The organism is Parabacteroides sp. merdae-related_45_40, assembly GCF_001915675.1.
This window is the reverse complement of record NZ_MNQY01000039.1, coordinates 1-20,715: the sequence shown is the minus strand read 5'-3', so window position 1 is coordinate 20,715 and position 20,715 is coordinate 1. Positions and strand designations below refer to the sequence as shown.

Genomic DNA, 20,715 nt, shown 5'->3' with positions numbered 1-20,715 from the left:
ACGTGACCAATCGTACCAATGTTCACATGTGGTTTCGATCTGTCAAATTTCTCTTTTGCCATAACTTAATTGTTCTTTATTTGATTAATGATCATGTTCTAAAATACCATTTTGAGCCGGTGCCGAGACTTGAACTCGGGACCTCTTCCTTACCAAGGAAGTGCTCTACCGCTGAGCTACACAGGCAATAAATAAGAGCGGAAGACGGGACTCAAACCCGCGACCCTCAGCTTGGAAGGCTAATGCTCTATCAACTGAGCTACTTCCGCAATTTCAAATAAACCAATTCTTTTATAAATTGTTTTATTTTGTGGGCAGTGATGGATTCGAACCACCGAAGTCGAAAGACAGCTGAGTTACAGTCAGCCCCATTTGGCCACTCTGGTAACTGCCCAATAAGTTGACAGTTGAAAATTGATAGTTGACAGATAAAACTGGAAAGTGACATAAACTGTCAACTGTCAACTTTCCACTATCAACTATTTTGAGCCTCTTGTCGGATTCGAACCAACGACCCCGAGATTACAAATCACGTGCTCTGGCCAACTGAGCTAAAGAGGCATATCTGCTTCAAAAAGCAGCCGTTTCGTCACCAAGGCGAAACGGCTGCAAATTTAGGCATTATTTCTTATATACCAAATTTATCTACCGTTTTTTTTATTTGGCTCTGATTTTTTCCTTGAATTTAACTAACTGTTTCTCCAATGCTTCTACGCATTCGTCAATTGATTCTTCAAAGGTATCATTTACCTTTTCGGCAAAACAATCTCCATTTTTAATAATCAACCGAATAGCAGCTTCTTTATTCTTTGCAGATTCTGGTTTTACAACCTTTAAACTAACTTCTGCCGATATAATGCCGTCGAAATACTGTTCCAACTTAGCCACTTTCTTCTGAATAAACGCTTCTAATTGATCAGTTGCATCAAAATGGATTGCTTGAATTCTAATGTTCATAATAAACCTCCTTCTTTTTGTGCTCTTGGATGAGCATGATACACTTTTTTTAATTCCTCAAAGGTTGTATGTGTGTAAATACTGGTAGAAGCCAGACTGCTATGACCGAGTAACTCTTTCACGGCGTTCAACTCCGCTCCATTATTCAACATACTTGTTGCAAACGAATGTCTTAATACGTGGGGACTACATTTTGCCAATGTCGGAATGTCCGAAAGCCTCTTTTTTACTATCGTATAAAGAATACCCGTAGACAATTGTTCTCCATTCTTCCGGACAAAGAACCATCCGCATCCTGCGTCAACTTCACGATTTCGGACTTCAGTGTATGCAAGCATCAAGTTTTTTAATCTTTCTGCAAAAGGAATCAGCCGCTGCTTGTTACGCTTACCTGTCACCCTGATCAGCATAGCATCGTAGTCTATATCGGTATCTTGTAAACCGACCAGCTCCGAACGTCTCACCCCGGTATCATACAGCATTTCAAGTACCAGACGATCCCTCACCCCTTCAAAATCCTCATCAAACCCGTCTCCATCCAACAACTCTTCCATATCCTTTTCTTTTACAAAAGTAGGTAACGGCTTCTTTGTTTTCGGACCGGTCACAAACCGTAACGGGTTTACAGAAACGAATCCCTGCTTCATAAGGAATTTAAAAAAAGATTTCAAAGAACTCAATTTCCGGTTGACAGATACGGGCGAAATCTTATTATCCAACAAAGATATAATCCAATTCCGTACAATATCCGTATCAACTTCCTCCGGCACAAATATGCCTTCCTTCTTCTCTTTTACAAAATCTTCAAACTGCTGTAAATCTTTGAAATAAGCATTAATCGTATATTCGGAATAATTCCGCTCATACCGAAGATAATCTAAAAATGAATCAATCAGCACATTCACGTTGCATCAACTTTTATGCAACGAAAATAAGAATAAGAATCCAATAAAACAAGCCTGGCAGATAGATTTTGTATTTTTATTCTTCTACCTGCTGTAATTGCTGAACGTAAACAGCACGCATAGTTTGTTTTCTCTTTGCTACAGAGGGTTTTTCGAAAGCCTGACGGTTTCTCAATTCTTTTACTACACCTGTTTTTTCGAACTTTCTTTTGAATTTCTTCAGCGCTTTTTCAATGTTTTCGCCTTCTTTTAATGGAACTACGATCATAATTTAATTTATTATATTGTTTAATTACTATATCCACAAATTGGGCAGCAAAATTACTGATTGTTTCGGGATTAGCAAAACTTTCCGTAAATATTTTTCAGAAATCCTCCAGACGGAAAGGAGGATAAGCAATACCTTTTTCGGTTATAATCGCAGTTATCAAGTCGTGAGGAGTTACATCAAAAGCCGGATTATAAGCTTTCACCCCTTCAGGAGCCATCCGCGAAGCATACCACATATCCGTAATTTCCTTGGGATTCCGTTCTTCTATCACGATCGAATCCCCATCCGGACAATTCAAATCAATAGTGGATGTCGGACCTAACACATAAAAAGGAATACCGTAATAACGAGCCAGGATCGCCACTCCCGAAGTCCCGATCTTATTAGCCGTATCGCCATTTGCCGCGACCCGGTCGCAACCGACCACGACAGCCTGTACCCAGCCTTTCCGCATGACGGCCGACGCCATATTATCACAAATCAAGGTAACATCCACACCCACCTTCTGCAATTCGTAGGCCGTCAGGCGTGCACCCTGCAACAGCGGACGCGTTTCATCGGCAAACACCTTAAAGCCATATCCACGTTCTTCTCCTAAATAAACCGGAGCGAGAGCCGTTCCATATTCCGATACCGCCAAATGACCGGCATTGCAATGTGTCAGGATTCCCATTCCCGGGCGCAACAAGGACAGGCAGTTCTCTCCTATCTTACGGCAAGCAGCAACAGGATTCACAGAATGGGCGACCAAACAGGATTCACAGAATGGGCGACCACAACTTTTTCCATCCGGTCCAAAGCCGCAACCAAGTTGACCGCAGTAGGGCGAGAAGATGCCAGATAATCCTTCATCCGAAGGAACTCACTGTAAAAACTGTCATAAGTGTTTGCCACAATCAGCCGACTGCAAACATAAATACCATAGGCAGCAGCTATCCCGATAGCCGGTGCTCCGCGTACCTTTAACTTGTATATAGCCTCCCAAACTTCTTCTGCTGAAGAGAGGGAAACATATACTTCAGATCCTGGTAAGCGGGTCTGGTCCAAGATAATCACAGCACTCCCGTCCTGACTCAAACGGACCGTCTTTAAATCTGTTATGTCTACATTCATAAAAGAGAACTATTATGGATGCGAAAATAAGCAATTCCGATGAGATGAAAAATGTTTTGCAGGTTAAAAGTATCCCAACAGGAATCGCTCTTTCAATTCTATCAAATCGTCACTACTATCCCTTCAGTTAGAATAAGATTCGTCCGGCTAGATATAATACCGTAATCGAGCAGTTCCAAACCCAACATTTCCGAAAGATACTGCCAATAATTTTTCGTCGTTCCGACATGTATCTTATCGGTAATCGATGCACCCAAAGTATCTCTCCTGTTTTAATTGAAAAATTTACCGTACCTTTGTACAATTCTTATTCACTGTAAAAATATGGAAATCGCAGCATTAGTTTCGGGAGGAGTAGATAGCTCCGTAGTCGTCCACCAGTTGAAAGAGGCAGGATACGATCCTACCATTTTCTATATCCGTATCGGCATGGAAGATAAAGACGGATATATAGACTGCCCTGCCGAAGAAGATATTGAAATCACCTCTTATATCGCCAAGAAGTACGGTTGCCGGTTTGAAATCGTCTCTTTGCATGACGAATATTGGGATCGTGTCGTGAGCTATACCATCGATTCCGTAAAACGCGGACTCACTCCCAACCCGGATATGATGTGCAATAAATATATCAAATTCGGCTGCTTTGAAGAGAAATGGGGAAAGGATTTCGATAAAATAGCAACCGGCCATTACGCCACGACAACCGAAATAGACGGTAAAGTATGGCTTTCCACCGCCAAGGATCCGGTAAAAGATCAGACCGACTTCCTTGGCCAAATCACCCGTTTGCAAATACAGAAATTAATGTTCCCGATCGGACATCTCATGAAAAGCGAAGTCCGAGCTATAGCCGAACAACAAAAACTGCCGAGTGCCAAACGGAAAGACAGCCAGGGAATCTGCTTCTTAGGCAAGATCAACTATAATGATTTCATCGAACGCTACCTGGGCAAACGAACCGGAAAGATCGTCGAACTGGAAACAGGCAAGGTGTTAGGCAAACACAACGGCTACTGGTTCCACACCATCGGACAGCGTAAGGGTTTAGGCTTAAGCGGAGGACCGTGGTTCGTTATCAAAAAGGACATCAAGCGGAACATTATCTATGTTTCCAACGGTTATGATCCGGAAACACAGTACGGCAAGATTATCAACATGCACGGCTTCGACTTCATCACCGAAGACCCATGGGGAGAATTTGAGGACGAGAAAGAGATCACTTTCAAGATCCGCCACACGCCGGACTTCACACACGGCCGTATCCGTCGCATCGGAGACTTATACCGCATCGAATCCGACAACAAAATCCAAGGAATCGCCCCCGGACAGTACGGAGTAGTCTACGACAAAGACCATCGTCTTTGCCTCGGCAGTGGCATGATTATTGATGAAGAGAAATAGGCAAATCGCTAATTATTATTTTTGGCCGTAATATTCAAATTAAGTAAAGATGGAGGCAACAAGTAAAAAAGAAACGGTAAAAACATAAGTATGACGGTCTATGGGAGTGCCATTATACAATCAGACCGATTATTAGTCTGGAGCCAAAACGAAACAGAACTTATACTCCTTTTTACCGATACCGGTACGCATGTGATCCATTCTGACCTATAGATTAAACCAATAATTCATCTTAATCATATCAAGCGAGAAGGTTCTCGCTCTTTTTCATGCAGACAAAGTTAAGAATTATATGGAAATAAAAAGGCTGCTCATCCCGCAGGATTGCAGCCTTTCCTTGATATATGCATTAATTAAATAGTATACAGAGAACTGATAGATTCACCACTACAAACACGACGGATGGCTTCGGCAAACATATCGGCAACAGACAGCACTTTCACCTTTTCGCATTTCTTTGCATAAGGGATAGAATCCGTAAAGATCATTTCAGTCAAAGCAGACTGGTCTACACGTGTGGAAGCCGGGTCGGACATAACGGCATGACTGGCGATGGCACGCACGGATTTAGCACCGTTTTCGAGCATCAGGTTGGCAGCCTTCGTAATAGTACCGGCCGTATCCACCATATCGTCGATCAAAAGTACATCCAAACCTTTCACATCACCGATGATACGCATTTCGGCCACTTCATTGGCACGCAGACGTGACTTGTGGCAAATAACCATCGGCAAACCCAGGTATTTGGAATAACTGCTGGCACGTTTAGTTCCTCCAACATCCGGTGTAGCGATACACAGGTTATCCAGAGGCAATGATGTTTTAATGTAATCCAGGAAAATGGAAGATGCATACAAGTGGTCGACCGGAACATTAAAGAATCCCTGAATCTGATCGGCATGCAGGTCCATCGTAATCAAGCGGTCGATACCGGCAGTACTCAGCATGTCTGCGATCAGTTTGGCCCCGATAGAAACACGCGGTTTATCTTTTCTATCCTGACGTGCCCAACCGAAATAAGGAATAACTGCGATTACAGAGTGTGCTGAAGCACGCTTGGCAGCATCGATCATCAGGAGAAGCTCCATCAGATTATCAGAGTTAGGAAACGTTGATTGTACCAGGAATACATCGCGACCGCGAATCGACTCTTCATAAGAGACGGCAAATTCACCATCGGCAAAGTGTTGAATGTTCATCTGTCCCAGCGGACAACCAAGACTATTGCAAATTTTCTCTGCAAGATACCGGGAGTTAGTTCCCGAAAACACCAAGAAAGGAGTTTGTGCACTCATTATTCCGAATATTTATCTTAAGTAAATAGATTTGAATTGTGAGTGCAAAGGTACAAAACAATTATGATTTATGATTTATGATTTATGATTTATTACCAAACACATCGGTCAGAGCAGATCATAAATCACAAACCATAAATCATAAATCAATATGTAAACTTCAGTAAACGACCGGAATAAGCAGGTATAACGACCTGATAGGGCCAAGCAGCCGTCAATGTGCTGATACAGTTCTCTCCAGTCATCAGATCGGTCTGTACGGCAGCTTTGTTGTCCCCGAAATCAAGTGCCTTGAATGCCTCGTCAGGAATTTGGATGCGTACCGTCTGCTCTGCCTTGTCAAAGTTGACCACCACCAACAACACTTCATTCTGATATTTACGCATGAACACGAATTGACGGTGTGAATTAAAATACGGATTGCTCAGGTTTGCATACATCAAATCATAGAAAACTCCTTCCGTGATAACCCGTTCGGACTTTGATATATTCAAGATCTTTGCGTACACCTCGCGCAACTGCCGTTGTTCGGCAGTCAGTTTGCCGCCATCGAAAGCTCCCTCGTTTATCCAGTTACGCAAGCTGGCAAGACTCCAGTAATCAAAAATCGTCGTGCGCCCATCACGTCCGCTGAACCCTTCATCGTCCATTCCCGACTCTCCTAACTCCTGTCCGCTGTAGATCATCACCGGATTGGTATTCATCATAGCCGACACGATCATCCCCGGAATTCCCGGACGCGGATCACCGGCAAAGAAGTAAGAAGCGATACGCTGCTCGTCATGGTTTTCAAGGAAGTTCAACATATTATGCTGGATGCCTTCGAGTGACTGCCAGCATCCGGAGATATTGCTTGCCGGAGCCTGGTTACACATGACCGCCCGTACCGTATCGTACAGTCCGACCTTATCATACAAATAATCAAAATGTCCGTTCCAGATATAATTGCGATATTCTGCCGGATTATAAACTTCGGCAATAAAACAAACATCATAAGCCTGTTTCACCTTCGGGATCACCCAGTTCCAGAATTCAACCGGAACCATTTCCGCCATATCGCACCGGAAACCGTCTATCCCTTTTTCCGCCCAGAAAAGCAGGATATCCAGCATCTTCGCCCATGTATTGGGAACCGGATCAAAATGCAGGGTACGGCCGTTCACATAATCAACACCATAATTCAACTTGACCGTCTCATACCAGTCGTTTTGTCCGGGACAGGTACTGAAGCAATCATTCCCCGTGACTTTCGCCGGAAATTCACTATATTCAAAATCTTCCTGCTGAGCACCGAATTGCAGACACAAAGTCTGCCCCGGTATATAATAGAAATTATTATTAGGATCGAAAGCTTTCGAAGTATTGTCTTTTTGCCCCAAGTCTTCCACATATGCCATCTTGGCATCCGAATAATACTGGCGGGCCACATGATTAGGTACGAAATCGATGATTACTTTCATTCCGGCTTCATGCGTCCTTCTGACCAGCGATTCGAATTCTTTCATACGGTCAGGCACATTATCGGCCAGGTCCGGGTCTATATCATAATAATCTTTGATCGCATAAGGCGAGCCGGCATTCCCCTTTACGACTGCCGCATGGTCTCTTCGTATCTGGTAAGCCGTATAATCAGTATTCGTTGCATGTTCGATCACTCCGGTATACCAGATATGGGTGGTTCCCAACTCCTTAATCTTGGACAAAGCAACCGGCGTAAAGTCCGAAAACTTTCCTACTCCGTTTTCAACTTTACTTCCATTCTTCACCAGGGATGATTTCATATTTCCAAACCAACGTGGAAAGACCTGATATATTACCATCTTATTTGCCTGTTTCATCGCGTTATTTGCCAACTTAGTTAATATTTGGGGTGAACACCGGAACTTCCGGAAAAAACTATGGCATCAAGGCGTTGTTTCTTCTTGCCATAATAGCGTTCACCAAGGTTTCATATTTATTTTCTTTTATCACGACCTCGAATGCCCGGATCGCCGCAGCATATCCGATACCCGCGATCTCATCCACATTTTCCAGATCGAATGTCTTATACATACCGAACTCCTCCGCCTCGATCAGGACATCGCACATCTCGCGGTCCTCCAACGTGTTCGCCCGGAACATATAGTGGTAGGAACGTTCCGCGATATGGAAAATCGTCTGCTTGTACTTTTGCGGGACAAGGGGACTGACATTCACACCGATGATACGCTCACACTCTTCACGGATGATCGAAACCGGGAAATTATGGAAAAGACCTCCATCAACATAATGCACTCCGTTTATCACGACCGGGCTAAAGATAATCGGAATACTACAGGAAGCGGTCACCGCCTCTACGATGGGGCCGCTACGAAACTCATGGCTCTCGCCATTGTCAAGATCGGTCGCCACGACAACCAAAGGAGTTTTCAGCTCTTCAAACGTTTTAGCCCTCAAATGACGACGAAGGAAATAACGGAACCGCTTGCTGTCGAACAATCCCGATTTCGGGATTTGCAACTGGGCGAATTCGGAAAACTCACGTCCGGTAAAGAGTTCTTTAATTTCGTCGGACGTATAGCCATCGGCAAACAAAGCACCCATCAACGAACCGACACTCGTACCAACGATGATATCCGGCTTCAGACCGCATTCTTCCAGTAATCTAAAAACTCCGATATGAGCGAAACCTTTCGCTCCTCCTCCGCTCAGAGCCAAGCCTAATTTACAGGTCTTATGGTTCGTTTCTTCCGTCATTTGCGTTTTCATTCTTATTCTGTGACAAATATGCTGTTTTTTTTAGAATGAAACATTATTATTTACGAAAAAGTTTCTCTACTTCTTTATTTTTGTTATATTTACAGATGAACAATAAAGGATCGTAAGACGCTAAGTGTCAAAACGATTAAATTCGTATTAATTTTAAATCTCATTGCTATGATTACACCTATTTTTTGGATCATACCGGTAGCCTCCATCCTGGCACTGGTATTTGCTTGGTTCTTCTTCAGGCAGATGATGAAAGAGAGTGAAGGGACGGAGTTAATGGCAAAAATAGCCCGGCACGTACGCAAAGGGGCTATGTCATACCTGAAACAACAATACAAGGTTGTCGCTTCGGTGTTTCTCGCCCTGGTGGTTTTGTTCTCCATCATGGCGTATGGATTCGGAGTACAAAACGAATGGGTTCCGATCGCTTTCCTGACCGGCGGTTTCTTCTCTGGCCTTGCCGGTTTCTTAGGAATGAAGACGGCTACTTACGCATCCGCCCGTACCGCCAATGCCGCCCGGTCGTCTTTGAATAGCGGCTTGCAGGTTGCTTTCAGGAGCGGTGCCGTAATGGGGCTGGTTGTCGTCGGCCTCGGCTTGCTGGACATTTCGTTCTGGTACATATTATTGAATATCTGCATTCCGGCAGAAACGATGGATGCCACACATAAACTGACCATCATCACCACCACCATGCTGACCTTCGGTATGGGAGCTTCCACACAGGCACTCTTCGCCCGTGTCGGCGGTGGTATCTACACAAAAGCAGCCGATGTCGGAGCCGACCTGGTCGGCAAAGTCGAAGCCGGCATCCCCGAAGACGACCCGCGCAACCCGGCAACCATTGCCGACAATGTGGGAGACAACGTCGGAGATGTGGCCGGCATGGGGGCGGATTTGTACGAATCATATTGCGGTTCCATTCTGGCAACCTCCGCATTGGGTGCTGCCGCATTCGTGGCGTCCGGCGACGTAGAGATGCAATACAAGGCGGTCGTGGCGCCGATGCTGATCGCCGCGGTCGGGATCGTATTGTCGATCATCGGCATCTTCGCCGTCCGTACGAAGGAAAATGCGACTATACGTGAGCTGCTGAAAGCGCTTGCCATAGGGACAAACCTAAGTTCCGTGTTGATCGCCCTCTCCACTTTCGGCATTCTTTATTTGTTAGAGTTGGACAATTGGTTCTGGATCAGTTGTTCGGTTATAATCGGATTGTTGGTAGGGATCGTGATCGGCCAATCGACGGAATACTACACCTCCCAGTCTTATAAGCCCACCCAGCGGGTTTCAGAGGCCGGACTGACCGGACCGGCAACGGTGATTATCTCCGGCTTGGGGCTGGGCATGCTATCGACCGCCATTCCGGTACTAGCCGTAGTAGCCGGGATCATCTGTTCGTTCCTTTTTGCTTCCGGCTTCGATTTCAACAATGTAGGGATGGGGTTGTACGGCATCGGCATCGCCGCCGTCGGGATGCTCTCGACATTAGGGATCACTTTGGCTACGGACGCTTACGGGCCTATTGCCGACAATGCCGGCGGCAATGCGGAAATGTCCGGCTTGGGCAAAGAAGTACGCAAACGTACGGATGCGCTCGACTCCTTAGGCAACACGACCGCCGCAACAGGCAAAGGGTTTGCGATCGGCTCGGCAGCCTTGACGGGCCTGGCATTGCTGGCCTCTTATGTGGAAGAGATTAAAATAGGCTTGCTCCGGTTGGGCGAAACAGTCCTGACATTTTCCGACGGCAAAGCCATCGAGGTATCAAAAGCCTCTTTCTCCGACTTTATGATCTATTATGATGTCACACTTATGAACCCGAAGGTGTTGGCGGGGATGTTCCTCGGCTCCATGATGGCTTTCATGTTCTGCGGGTTGACAATGAATGCAGTCGGACGGGCAGCCGGACACATGGTGGAGGAAGTACGCCGCCAGTTCCGTGAAATCCCCGGAATACTAACAGGAAAAGCCGAACCCGATTACGCCCGTTGCGTGGCCATCTCGACAAAAGGGGCGCAGCATGAGATGGTGACCCCTTCCCTGTTAGCCATCATCGCACCGATCCTCACCGGTCTGATATTCGGAGTGACAGGAGTGGTCGGACTGCTGATCGGCGGCCTGAGCACCGGGTTCGTACTGGCGATCTTCATGGCCAATTCGGGAGGCGCCTGGGACAACGCCAAGAAACATATCGAAGAAGGAAACCACGGCGGCAAGGGCAGCGAAGCCCATAAGGCGACAGTCGTAGGCGATACGGTCGGCGACCCGTTCAAAGACACCTCCGGTCCCAGCCTCAACATCCTGATCAAGCTGATGAGCATGGTAGCGATCGTCATGGCAGGATTGACAGTAGCCTGGAGTTTGTTCTGATCGGGTGATAGGTGATAGGTGAAAAGGCCTTTTTGTAAAACTTTTCTGAGTTTGAATTAAAAAACGTCACCTTAAAGGCGGCGTTTTTTAATTCATTTTTCCTAAACTTTTACAGAAACGGGGGTTTACCTATCACCTATCACCATAAATCACTGATAATCAATAATAGCATTTCTTAATACACCTTTTTTATTTATCCCACGCGATGAAATGTTTGAATCTTCATTTACGCCCTCATTCGAAAGGACAGACACCCCAAAAAGGCTACCGTAAAGCTATGCTTTATGAAGGCTAAAGCTATGGGTTACGCAACCTAATGCATAGCTTTAGAGAAGCTGGTGCATTGCCGAACGGGATGCGCCGGGACAAATCGTTTCCTACTCATCTATTTTTAACTACCGGATGAAAGCATTCATGGAGAATTGCATGTATCTTTGCAGCCGGTATAACATAAAAACAATCTGTATGTCAATCTCACGCTTCAATGCAGTGGAGAAAGCATCCAACCGAAAGGCAGTGGAAGCCATTACTCCCAATCAGAAAGTATCCGAATATTATGGTGAGAACGTCTTCAACCGGAAGGCAATGCAAAAGTATCTCTCCAAGGAAACCTACAAAGCCCTGACCCATGCCATCGACAACGGAACCCCTATCGACCGCGAAATAGCCAATCATGTGGCTGCCGGCATGCGTATGTGGGCACTGGAAAAAGGAGTCACACATTACACACACTGGTTCCAGCCTCTTACCGACGGGACAGCCGAAAAGCACGACGCATTCGTCGAACATGACGGCGGCGGCGGCATGATCGAAGAATTCAGCGGCAAGCTGCTCGCACAACAGGAGCCGGACGCATCCAGCTTCCCCAACGGCGGATTGCGCAACACGTTCGAAGCCCGCGGCTATTCGGCCTGGGACCCCTCCTCACCTGCGTTTATCGTAGACGACACCTTGTGTATCCCGACCGTATTCATCGCCTATACCGGTGAAGCGCTGGACTACAAGACCCCGCTGATCCGCTCCATCGAAGCCTTGAACAAGGCTGCCAAAGATGTCTGCCATTATTTCAACGAAGACGTCAATAAAGTCATCACCTATTTAGGTTGGGAACAGGAGTATTTCCTGGTAGACGAAGACCTCTATTCCGCCCGTCCCGACCTGTCGCTGACGGAACGTACTCTCTTAGGACACGAAAGCGCGAAGAACCAGCAATTGGACGACCACTATTTCGGAGCCATTCCCTCCCGTGTACAGGAGTTTATGAAAGACCTGGAAACAGAATGCTACAAGTTGGGCATCCCGGTCAAGACACGCCATAACGAGGTTGCCCCGAACCAGTTCGAGCTAGCGCCTATTTACGAGGAATGCAACCTCGCCAACGACCATAACCAGTTGTTGATGTCAGTGATGAAACGTGTTTCCCGCCGCCACAACTTCCGCGTGCTGCTCCACGAAAAGCCTTTTATGGGTGTGAACGGTTCGGGTAAGCACTGCAACTGGTCGATGGGAACCGATACGGGCATCAACCTCTTCTCTCCGGGAAAGGACCGGGAAGACAACCTGCGTTTCATTACATTCGTGGTCAACTCGCTGATGGCCGTTTATAAATACAACGCCTTGCTGAAAGCCAGTATCGCTTCGGCTACCAACGCGCACCGCCTGGGCGCCAACGAAGCGCCTCCCGCCATCATCTCATCCTTCTTAGGAACACAGATCACCGAAATTCTGGACAAGTTCGAGAACTGTTCCATCGAAGACGCTATCGAGGTGGACGACAAGAAACGCCTGCATCTCGGCTTCGGACAGATCCCTGAACTGCTGTTAGACAATACGGACCGTAACCGCACCTCTCCTTTTGCTTTCACCGGAAACCGTTTCGAATTCCGTGCATTGGGATCGTCGGCCAACTGCGGTTCAGCGATGTTGGCACTGAACTCTGCCGTAGCCTACCAGCTCCGCCAGTTCAAACAGGATGTCGAAGCCTTGCGTGCCGAAGGTAAGAGCAAGGAGGCCGCCATCTTCGAAGTGCTGAAAGCCTATATCAAGGAATCCAAACCGATCCGTTTCGACGGGAACGGCTACGGCGACGAATGGAAGGAAGAAGCTGCCCGCCGCGGCCTGGATTGCGAAAACAGCGTTCCATTACAATACGATGCTTACCTGAAACCGGAAGTTATCCGGATGTTCAAGGAAACGGGTGTACTGAGCGAAAAGGAATTGGAAGCCCGCAACGAAGTGAAATGGGAAATCTATATCAAAAAGGTACAGATCGAAGCTCGTGTCCTTGGCGACCTATCGCTCAACCATATCATCCCGGTTGCCGTCCGCTACCAGTCATTGCTATTGGACAACATCGCCAAACTGAAAGAGACTTTCGGCGGATATCCGGAATATGACGATATGTCGGAAGAGCCCCGACGCCTGGTTCGCAAGATTGCCGGACATATCTGTTCCGTCACTCGCATGGTGGACGAAATGGTGGAAGCCCGCAAAAAAGCAAACCGTATCACGGATTTGCGTACCAAAGCAATCGCTTACCATGATACCGTCGCTCCCTATCTGGACGAAATCCGTAGCCACATCGACGACCTGGAGCTGATGGTCGATAACCAGATGTGGCCGCTGCCGAAATATAGGGAACTGTTGTTCATCCGTTAATTTACATTAATCATTTAATTATTATATAAGTATGAATAGTTCGTATCTACGAATTATTCATACTTTTGTTTTTATAATCACTTAAATCTACGTGAATATGAAAACAAAAGCATTCCTTCCCGCTATCGTTTTCCTTCTGGCAAGCCTTGCAAGTTGTAATTCCTCCGTTCCGAAATCGTTGGTAACTGACGACGGCAGTGTCAGGATAATCGAAAACCCGGACGGCCCGCTTTACATCTGCGACCTGAAAGCGGCAGGCGATACGATTGATATCCCACTTAGCGAACTGGTCGAAGATTGCCGGATCGTGCGTTTTGAAACCTCCGACGAGGCCCTGTTCAAGGCCTGGTGGATCGAGGTGAGCGATAACTACATTTGCGTACGACAGCAATCCAACGTGGTCAAGCTATACGACAAGGACGGAAAATTCCTCTGCAACATAGGTGCAATGGGAAACGGACCGGGCGAGTATCCGGTGACTATCTACGACGGGAGTATCGACGAACGAGGCGGCCATATATTCCTCTCTCTCTTTTATGGGAAGAAAATCATGATGTACGGCCTTGACGGGAAATGGATAAAAGATATCAATCTTCCCGGACAAATCAACAAACCGAAAATCGAGGTCAATGCCGACGGTACGCTCTCGGTCGTGCACATGCCTTTTGAAGAAGGGACGCCGATCGCTTTCCGGATGGACACGAACGGGAACATCCTATCACAAATACCGGCACTCGACTATATGTTGGCAGGAAATTTCGACAATGAGATATTTTCCTACCGGAATACCGGGACATTCGACTTCTTTTATACCGGCATCGACACGACTTTCACATACGATACGGAAGCAAACAAGCTGATCCCCCGTTTCACGATGAACTTCCCCGGTTTTGCTCAAAAACCTATCCATATCTACACGGAACTGCCCAACCATATCCTCATCCACTACTACACTTGGGATAAAGGCCGGTTCACACCCGGAGGAGACATACTGGTAGATAAGATGAAAATGTCATCTTCCCAATATCACCTGGTCAACGACTTCTACGGGAATCTCCCGATTCCCAATCCGAACAACCACTTCAACAAGGGCAGATTCATTTTCAATGTCGAACCGGCTGCACTTCAGGAAATGATCGAAGCCCATCTCGCCTCCGGCAAATGTCCTCCCGAAGCGAAAGCCCAACTGAAAGAATTGGCCACTACGCTCCATGAGAACGACAATAACCTGATGTTTGTGGGAAAGCTGAAGAGGTAAAAAGAAGTCTGTTGATTAACGGCAAACTTTTATCCGGGAAGTCCGGGTAATACCGTTCTCATTATAGGCATCTATCGTAAAGTAATAAGCAACCCCTTTATTCAGACTTCCGATTTCCAATGTATTTTCTCCCATCACCTGGAAATTATTATACAACTTGTCTCCGGCTATTCCGTAGCGGACAATATACCCCTGAGCATCCGGAACAGCCTCCCAACAAAGACGCGCCTTGCACGGATCGGCCTCATCCCTTTCCACCGTGAAATCATTTACGGCACGCGGAGTACTCCCCTGACCTTTTCCAAAAATTCTCAAATCGCGTACGGAAAAATTTTCCGACACCATATACTCCTTGTTTTGCAACTTGATATACCGGGCTTTGAACGGTTCTTCAAATTCGATATAATCATGAGGAGTGTCTGTTTTCTTTGTACCATAGTCCACCACCAAAGACCAATCTTCGCCATTTACCGAAGCGTAAATCAGATAGCTCTGGTAAACTCCGGAGACAGCACCTTTTTGATTAGCCCCGTATTCATCGAAATTCACCTGAATAGCATGGATAGACGAAAGCCGTTGCAAATCTACTTGTGCCCACTCCATGTCACGGTTCGATTGGGCGACCCAAGCTGTACGGGCGTCCTCATCCACTATATTTTCTGCCGGATAACCTTCCAGCGAAGAAGATACGCTCACTTTTTTTCCATACGAAAGCAACATCCACCCGGGTTGATATTCACCGGCGATCTGTTCCTTTCCTCCGGGCAGGAACATCGGGTAATCTCCTAAATAGGTGTTCGTAAACAAATAGCCGTCTTTATCAAAGCCGGACGGATAGAAAGAGACCCTGCGTTCAAACATATGCCGGACGGAAATTGAATTGGTCGCGGCTTTCCAATAGTTCTCACTACCGGCCGTAAAGATACAACCATGTCCCGCCCCTCCGATAAAACCGGTCGGTTTATAAGAAACCGGACTGTTCTCCATATAGGTAAAAGGCCCGGCGGGAGAAGTACCGTACAGAAAAATCAGTATATCATCGTACCTCCCCATGTCCCTTATTCATTTGAGGCGGACAGCCATGATCCTTGGACAATCTATTGGATTCATTTCTGTGGTAAGCTAACCGAATCATTCCTTTCTCCCAACCCCGCTCCTCAAGAAATATTAGCAGACGAACATGTACGGCAACTCGTCCGCATCCGTCTATTCGAAGAGATATACAGTAGTTTTGCCAGAGGTTACATAAAAGAATATCTGGCTTATTCATCCATGTGCTTATATACGTTTCTCTCAACTTTCATTTTTCAGGAACAGTTCCGCCATATCGATCTTCCGACCCACAAAGAAAATTCATTCTCGATGCGAGTTATCTATTACTTACAAGAACACGTGGAAACCAATCTGACCTTAAAAGATTTAGCGGAATATTTCAAATATTCGGAATCTCACTTTTCCACCTTATTCCAGAAAGAAACGGGTACTTCCCCCATCAATTACTTTACACGCCTAAAAATACAGAAAGCCTGTCAGTATATCGAACTTACGGATATGAAACTGAACGAAATTGCGATGCGGCTCGGATTCGAGGAGCAGGCCTATTTCTCCCGTGTCTTTACCAAAGTTATGGGAATATCTCCTTCCTCTTATCGGAAAAAAGAAGCCGATAACAGATAAATAAAAAGAAAGCCGGAGAAGGAACATTCCCTCCGGCTTACCACGTGATTTGAAATAAATCTATTGGAAATTAAGAATCGAAAAATGCAGCACACATCCGCTATTCCCGACCAAATCAATGATAACCTCATTGCGGTTCTCCAACCTGATTTTCTTGGCATCGACGACATCCTTTTTCTCCTCGGAAGCCTGGTAATAGAGTGTGGCGGTATAGCCCTTTCTGTTTTTCAGAAAATCAATGGGTAAGGAGATTTGTTTTTTGTCTCCGGCATTCAACATGCTTACATACCAATCGGAACCCGAACAGCGGGCGACCACAGCATATTTTCCCATTTCTCCCTCCAGGAAGCGAGTTTCGTCCCATACGGTCGGAATAGAATTATAGAAACGGGTTGCAGCATCTGTTTTGATCACAGACTCGGCAGAGCCTGCACCACCGGCGCGTCTCGGTGATTTTTCGGGACGGTCATACCAATAGACAAACTGCCAGGGACTGTAAATAGCGACTAATTTAGCTAACTGGGCAGCACGTCCGCCCATCTTTTCCGTGACTCTTTCCGCAAAATAACAATTGGTATAGTCACCCGCTCCGCAGATCATGCGATTATATAATGTATAGATGGCCTGGTCCAGCGACGGACTTTCTTCGTCGCCACGGATACTTTCCTGAGTCAGTAAATTCGGATACGTGCGCGAATAGCCTGTCGAACGATACTCATCGTGGATATCAACCATCAATCCATATTTGGCGGCTTTGCGTACTGCCTGATGCAACCATGCCGTAGCGTATTGGTCGCCCACATTCACAAAACCATATTTTACACCTTTGATCCCCCATTTCTTATATAAAGGCAGAATTTCATCCAGTTGCTGATGCAGTGCCTTTTTATTCACATAAACCAGTATTCCAACTCCTTTTGAATTGGCATATTCTATTACTTTAGGCAAATCAAGCGGTCCTTTCGAACGGGCCGGATCAACCGTAACGGTGGTCGCATCCGATTTCACATCTTCTTCCGCCCCATACCAACCGGCATCAAACAGCACATAGGCTATATTGTTTTCTGCGGCAAAATCAATACTAGCCATACTGCCAGCCGTTGTCAATGTAACTTCACGAATTACCTGTCCGGGCTTGATCCAGCTAGTGTTCGCAATCTGATTAGGTTCGTTCAGGTTAAGTATGAAGTAATTATTCTCGACCAATTTTCCAGGAAGGGCTGACAAGCGGAAAAGCCGCTTGCTCACCAACACGCATGGACGGAGTTTTCTTAATAACAAGACACGCACCACCGCCCGGTGCCAACTTCAATGCCAGTTTATCATTGTTTGTCAGTTGCCAAGTCGTAACTTTCAAGCTTTCCCGGTTTGTCAGATAGTGGGCATCGTCGCCGTCTTCGATGACTTCAACAGTATATTTTCCTTTTTCCAAGAAAGAAAGAGGCAGATCTATCGTCCTTCCGGACTCATTCGTGGCCGCACCGACTAAGTAGGCATCCTCCGTTTCACGCATCATCACGATATACTCCCCGATTTCACCGGCCAGGGTACGGCTCTCTTTCCACGGCATCTTCTGGGCAGACAGGAAGTTCAACAAAGCCGGGTACTTCCGGTAGTATTCTGGAATATCCGGCAAAATAGTCACGCCAGAAAAAGCAATCAACGTACGGGCAGCTTCCGAAACCAGTGTGGAAGGAACCGGCTGACTCTCGTCCACACGTGTCGTATGCCCTTGGCGAAGGTCGAACATTCCGTTGTTCATATCGATCGGACCGGCAACCATATTGACGAAAACGGTCGTTACAAATGTTTTAGGCTTGAACACATGATGTCCGTCCAACTGGGCATGGCAATATTCGCGTGTCACAGCGTTCGGCCAAGTACGCATTTGTCCGTATGGATGAACCGGACCGTCATGGAAATCGACCAACAAGTGATTTTGAGCACAAAGCTCCGTGATCTTTTTCGTCCACCGGTTCTTTTCTTCTTGTGTTCCGCTCATAAAACCGTATTTAACCCCGGCTGCTCCCCAATCGCCATACTGTTTCAAGGTCTTTTCTATCGGATATTTCCGACCTCCGACATCATTCAGATAAAGCCAGATTCCGACACCTTTCTCTTTTCCATATTTCAACAGCCGTTGCACATCCTGCGCTTTTTCTCCTTTAACCGGATCGGAATCCGATTCGAATTCCGGTCCATACCAATTGGCATCCAACACCAGGTATTTGAAACCCTGCTCGGCAGCGAAATCGACCATTCGTACCCAGGAAGGATAAGACATTCCATATGTAAATCCATTCCACACCGCCCCGTTGATACGCCAGTCCCAGACAGCCAATCCCGGTTTTACCCACGAAAAGTCATAGCGAGGGTCGGGGTCTGGATTCAGCAACTCCAACAAATGGGAATCAGTCAATACGCCAGGCGTCACCCCATACATAACGACACGCCAGGCTGATGTATATCCCGGCGACAGACTGGTCGGCTTGGAAGCGACCGAAAAGAGCGATTCCCCCCCTTTAGATTGTAAAACAAGAGGTGCTCCTGTTTCCAGGCAAGCTTCATGGATCGCCATATAATGTTTATCACCCGCCTTCACGGTCATCACCGGCAAACGGGTTCCATCTGTTTCCGTCAACTTTTCGGGTCCTATATTATGATTTTCGCCATTATAGAACCATGCCGTATAATCTCCTGCAAAGTTATAGGCCGTCAATTCGGACTGCACATTTACACACAGTCCTTTTCCATCCGGTATTTTATAACAGAATGCAAAGCCGTCATTATATCCACGGACAACCAACTGCATCCGCTCCAGTTGTCCGGCCGGATTCACCAAATCGATCACCAATTCATTAAAATGATCTTCAACCACAGCCCGTTTACCCCAGAGCGGTTTCCATTCATCCCGTACTTTCCGGTCGGATACTTTCTCTATTTTCCAACCGGAAGAAGGAACCGTCTCCTGTGATTCCAATTTGAAACCCAACGGAGATTCTTTGATCAATATTTCTCTATTAGCTGCAAAAGTGTAGGTCAGCAAACCGTCGTTATGTCGCTGAATAGCCATCTTCAACTTTTTGTCGGGAGAGAAAACCTGATAAAGTTTGGGAAGATATTGGGCCCAAACGCTGTCCCCCTCCAGCCAAACGAATAGCAGCAAAACTAATGTCACAAATCTTGCATTCATAATATGTTTTTCTAGGTATTAATATTAGATCCACTCCATTAAACGATTATACTTTCATAGTCCTTGAATTGTAAATCATAATCTCTCGGACAAATATAAGAACAAAAAGAAGGTTTCCATCACAGAGACCTTCTTTTTCTTAAACAAATGTGTCTAACCTAAATATGTTATAGTGTTATTGGTGTGCCGTTATAGAAGTCCAAGATTTTGGTGCGGAAAATGAAGTCATACTTGGCCTGAGCCTGTTCGGACAAGCTCTGGGCATACTTCGTTTTGGCTTCGCTGTATTCAAAAACCGTACTCTTACCGGCGGCATAACGGTCTTCGGCATAAGAGAAAGCCTCCTTGCTAGCGAGGACAGATTTGTCGGATGCAGTATATTTCTCCTGAGCAGCAGTCGCATTGTAGTAGGCTTGCTGGATTTCTTTATACAACACCTTCTTCGTATTCTCCATCATCAACTCCCGGTTCCGGATATTGATACGGGCGGAGCGGACACTGTTACGAACCTGAAAGCGGTTGAACAGCGGGATACTCAAGCTGAACCCGATCGTCTTACGCCCGTTATTCTTCAACTGGTCGCTAAAAGGAAGATTCGTATATTCGCCATCACCGGAATAATGGTAATAGCCGTTGCTGTAGCTGGCGCCGAAATTCAGTTTCGGATAATAACCTGCCCGAGCCACTTTCAGCATTTTCTTCTGGCTTTCCAAGAGAAATTCCTGCTCCTTGATCTGCGGCTTGAAAGCGACAGCATGATCATAGACATTGTCCGGAGGAAGGATGCTGCCCATATACTGTTCAACCGCATCTTCTATTTCAGGGACTACGATATCGAAATTTTCACCGTCGCGTTCCAGTTCGAG

At 46.3% G+C, this 20,715-nt stretch carries 16 protein-coding genes, 4 tRNA genes and 2 pseudogenes (1 of these 22 only partly in view); 6 read left to right on the top strand and 16 right to left on the bottom strand.

Features of this window, described 5'->3' with window-relative positions; all coding sequences use genetic code 11:
- The 9 genes and pseudogenes from tuf to mtnA all read right to left on the bottom strand — a co-directional run.
- Positions 1–39 carry the start of an elongation factor Tu gene (tuf, locus tag BHV83_RS03740; RefSeq protein WP_502687956.1) on the bottom strand. It extends 1,149 nt beyond the left edge of the window, so only the first 39 of its 1,188 coding nucleotides appear in the window; its start codon is at positions 37–39; its stop codon lies beyond the left edge, outside the window.
- A gap of 75 nt (positions 40–114) precedes the next feature.
- Positions 115–186, bottom strand: a tRNA-Thr gene (locus tag BHV83_RS03735).
- Positions 187–196: 10 nt separating this feature from the next.
- Positions 197–269, bottom strand: a tRNA-Gly gene (locus tag BHV83_RS03730).
- 42 nt (positions 270–311) lie between these two features.
- Positions 312–394 (bottom strand) — tRNA-Tyr (locus tag BHV83_RS03725).
- Positions 395–487: 93 nt separating this feature from the next.
- Positions 488–561, bottom strand: a tRNA-Thr gene (locus tag BHV83_RS03720).
- A gap of 96 nt (positions 562–657) precedes the next feature.
- Positions 658–957, bottom strand: a complete 300-nt coding sequence (gene hpf, locus BHV83_RS03715; RefSeq protein WP_005637140.1) for a ribosome hibernation-promoting factor, HPF/YfiA family — start codon at positions 955–957, stop codon at positions 658–660.
- Complete coding sequence (locus BHV83_RS03710) at positions 954–1,856, bottom strand: tyrosine recombinase XerC (protein ID WP_039849972.1); 903 nt, start codon at positions 1,854–1,856, stop codon at positions 954–956. The genes hpf and BHV83_RS03710 overlap by 4 nt, the downstream gene beginning before the upstream one ends.
- 82 nt (positions 1,857–1,938) lie before the next feature.
- Positions 1,939–2,130, bottom strand: coding sequence for a 30S ribosomal protein S21 (gene rpsU / locus BHV83_RS03705; protein WP_005637142.1), 192 nt, complete (start codon positions 2,128–2,130; stop codon positions 1,939–1,941).
- Positions 2,131–2,227: 97 nt separating this feature from the next.
- A pseudogene (gene mtnA, locus BHV83_RS03700) lies at positions 2,228–3,246 on the bottom strand (S-methyl-5-thioribose-1-phosphate isomerase).
- A 324-nt stretch (positions 3,247–3,570) separates the two neighbouring features.
- Here mtnA and mnmA point away from each other — a divergent pair.
- The gene (mnmA, locus tag BHV83_RS03690) at positions 3,571–4,647 is read left to right on the top strand and encodes a tRNA 2-thiouridine(34) synthase MnmA (protein WP_005648093.1); all 1,077 of its coding nucleotides are present in this window, start codon (positions 3,571–3,573) and stop codon (positions 4,645–4,647) included.
- A 353-nt stretch (positions 4,648–5,000) separates the two neighbouring features.
- On the opposite strand, the gene BHV83_RS03680 is transcribed toward mnmA, so the two are convergent.
- The 3 genes from BHV83_RS03680 to BHV83_RS03670 form a co-directional block, all read right to left on the bottom strand.
- Entirely contained in the window at positions 5,001–5,942 is a 942-nt protein-coding gene (locus BHV83_RS03680; RefSeq protein WP_005637158.1) for a ribose-phosphate pyrophosphokinase, read from the bottom strand.
- A 146-nt stretch (positions 5,943–6,088) separates the two neighbouring features.
- On the bottom strand, positions 6,089–7,780 hold the full coding sequence (locus BHV83_RS03675) for an alpha-amylase family protein (RefSeq protein ID WP_119215282.1): 1,692 nt from the start codon (positions 7,778–7,780) through the stop codon (positions 6,089–6,091).
- A gap of 58 nt (positions 7,781–7,838) precedes the next feature.
- Positions 7,839–8,678 carry a patatin-like phospholipase family protein gene (locus tag BHV83_RS03670; RefSeq protein WP_119215303.1) on the bottom strand — a complete coding sequence of 280 codons (840 nt, stop codon included), beginning with the start codon at positions 8,676–8,678 and terminating at the stop codon, positions 7,839–7,841.
- A 180-nt stretch (positions 8,679–8,858) separates the two neighbouring features.
- On the opposite strand from BHV83_RS03670, the gene BHV83_RS03665 reads away from it, so the two are divergent.
- From BHV83_RS03665 to BHV83_RS03655, 3 genes are all read left to right on the top strand, one after another.
- The gene (locus BHV83_RS03665; RefSeq protein WP_005637161.1) at positions 8,859–11,063 is read left to right on the top strand and encodes a sodium-translocating pyrophosphatase; all 2,205 of its coding nucleotides are present in this window, start codon (positions 8,859–8,861) and stop codon (positions 11,061–11,063) included.
- 465 nt (positions 11,064–11,528) lie between these two features.
- The gene (locus BHV83_RS03660; protein WP_005637168.1) at positions 11,529–13,721 is read left to right on the top strand and encodes a glutamine synthetase III family protein; all 2,193 of its coding nucleotides are present in this window, start codon (positions 11,529–11,531) and stop codon (positions 13,719–13,721) included.
- 97 nt (positions 13,722–13,818) lie between these two features.
- Positions 13,819–14,979, top strand: a complete 1,161-nt coding sequence (locus tag BHV83_RS03655; protein WP_122205303.1) for a DUF4934 domain-containing protein — start codon at positions 13,819–13,821, stop codon at positions 14,977–14,979.
- 15 nt (positions 14,980–14,994) lie between these two features.
- Here the strand turns inward: BHV83_RS03655 and BHV83_RS03650 are convergent, their stop codons facing one another.
- The gene (locus tag BHV83_RS03650; protein WP_005637175.1) at positions 14,995–15,966 is read right to left on the bottom strand and encodes a discoidin domain-containing protein; all 972 of its coding nucleotides are present in this window, start codon (positions 15,964–15,966) and stop codon (positions 14,995–14,997) included.
- Between BHV83_RS03650 and BHV83_RS03645 the strand changes: the two are divergent.
- A pseudogene (locus BHV83_RS03645) lies at positions 15,910–16,119 on the top strand (AraC family ligand binding domain-containing protein); the annotation flags it as partial. The gene BHV83_RS03650 and the pseudogene BHV83_RS03645 sit on opposite strands and share 57 nt — an antisense overlap.
- 222 nt (positions 16,120–16,341) lie before the next feature.
- Positions 16,342–16,656 (top strand): helix-turn-helix transcriptional regulator, encoded by a 315-nt coding sequence (locus BHV83_RS03640; RefSeq protein WP_227226067.1) that lies wholly within the window; start codon positions 16,342–16,344, stop codon positions 16,654–16,656.
- Between the two features lie 60 nt (positions 16,657–16,716).
- On the opposite strand, the gene BHV83_RS03635 is transcribed toward BHV83_RS03640, so the two are convergent.
- The 3 genes from BHV83_RS03635 to BHV83_RS03625 all read right to left on the bottom strand — a co-directional run.
- A complete protein-coding gene (locus BHV83_RS03635; RefSeq protein WP_122205302.1) occupies positions 16,717–17,910 on the bottom strand; it encodes a glycoside hydrolase family 97 catalytic domain-containing protein in 1,194 nt (397 codons plus the stop codon).
- Positions 17,849–19,849 carry a glycoside hydrolase family 97 protein gene (locus BHV83_RS03630; RefSeq protein ID WP_122205301.1) on the bottom strand — a complete coding sequence of 667 codons (2,001 nt, stop codon included), beginning with the start codon at positions 19,847–19,849 and terminating at the stop codon, positions 17,849–17,851. Before BHV83_RS03630 ends, BHV83_RS03635 begins: the two co-directional genes overlap by 62 nt.
- A 167-nt stretch (positions 19,850–20,016) precedes the next feature.
- Positions 20,017–20,715: TolC family protein (locus BHV83_RS03625; protein ID WP_286756331.1), on the bottom strand; the 699-nt coding region annotated here is incomplete at its 5' end.